Below are 207 nucleotides of genomic sequence, written 5' to 3' on the forward strand. Positions count from 1 at the left end.
AATATTAATGAGTCACAAACAATCATAAATTGAGAGTTTGATCCTGGCTCAGGACGAACGCTGGCGGCGTGCCTAATACATGCAAGTCGAACGCATCCCGCTGAATTGAAGTGCTTGCACTGATTTTCAGCATTGGATGAGTGGCGAACTGGTGAGTAACACGTGGGTAACCTGCCCGGAAGCAGGGGATAACACTTGGAAACAGGT

The 207-nt window shown here is 47.8% G+C and carries 1 rRNA gene; it reads left to right on the forward strand.

The window, feature by feature from the left end:
* Positions 1 to 25: 25 nt before the first annotated feature.
* Positions 26 to 207, forward strand: a 16S ribosomal RNA gene (locus CES82_RS12325); the annotation flags it as partial.

Origin of the sequence: Secundilactobacillus silagincola, assembly GCF_002583405.1 — a bacterium.
GTDB lineage: Bacteria > Bacillota > Bacilli > Lactobacillales > Lactobacillaceae > Secundilactobacillus > Secundilactobacillus silagincola.